Origin of the sequence: Brevibacillus sp. NRRL NRS-603, assembly GCF_003013445.1 — a bacterium.
GTDB lineage: Bacteria > Bacillota > Bacilli > Brevibacillales > Brevibacillaceae > Brevibacillus > Brevibacillus formosus.
This window is the reverse complement of the sequence record NZ_PXZN01000102.1, coordinates 1-753: the sequence shown is the minus strand read 5'-3', so window position 1 is coordinate 753 and position 753 is coordinate 1. Positions and strand designations below refer to the sequence as shown.

1 protein-coding gene is annotated in these 753 nt (G+C 45.9%); it reads right to left on the bottom strand.

Annotated elements, in window-relative coordinates; translation table 11 throughout:
• Nucleotides 1-632: NlpC/P60 family protein (locus tag C7R94_RS28595; protein ID WP_106785917.1), on the bottom strand; the 632-nt coding region annotated here is incomplete at its 3' end.
• Nucleotides 633-753 lie beyond the last annotated feature (121 nt).

The following is a 753-nucleotide window of genomic DNA, read 5'->3' as shown; positions in this document are numbered from 1 at the left end:
CGTTGTGTAAAGGAAGAGCAGTCGAACGTATTGGTTGTGCTGCTGCTGGAACCGTATTTGTATTTTGTGCCCAAATACTTTTCGCCATTTTTGATCACTTGATCAGCAATATTGCTGACTGGCGGTTCTGGCTTGCTAGGAGTCTCAGAAGAGTCTGTTTCCTCAAGAATACGACGAGCCCCTACAAATTTGTCACTGTACTCCGAATATGTTTTTAAAACTACCTCGTCTTCCCCTTGCGAAGAATAGACGAATTGGTCACCGCCTATGTATATTCCCATAAAAGTTGGGCTGCCGCTTCCGCTGGAGGCGAAGAATACCAAATCCCCTGGCTCCACGCTTTTTTCGGATACTTTCGTCCCAGTCTTGCACAGGCTAGAGATTGTGCTCCCGATGGAAATCCCTACTTGTTTGTACGTATACGTAGCCAGCTCCGCTGATCCGAATTGCTTCGGTCCCTTTGCCTTGTACTGGTAATCCTTCCCAATCAAAGAAGTAGCAATATTTGCAACCTCTGATTGTTTTGAATCTTGTGTCTTAGCGGCCACTACTCCAACTTGACCACCCATTAACAGGGACGTACTCAGCATGACTGCTACTGTTGACTTCATTACCCAATCTCGTTTCGTCACTTTCTTTTCCTCCTTGTCATGTTGTGGCACCCGTCTTGGGTACATGGACAGAATAGCGCAAGAGGAAACAGGAGGATAAGACCGTAAAATTTTCCAATGATGGAATTGGTAGCATGGGACT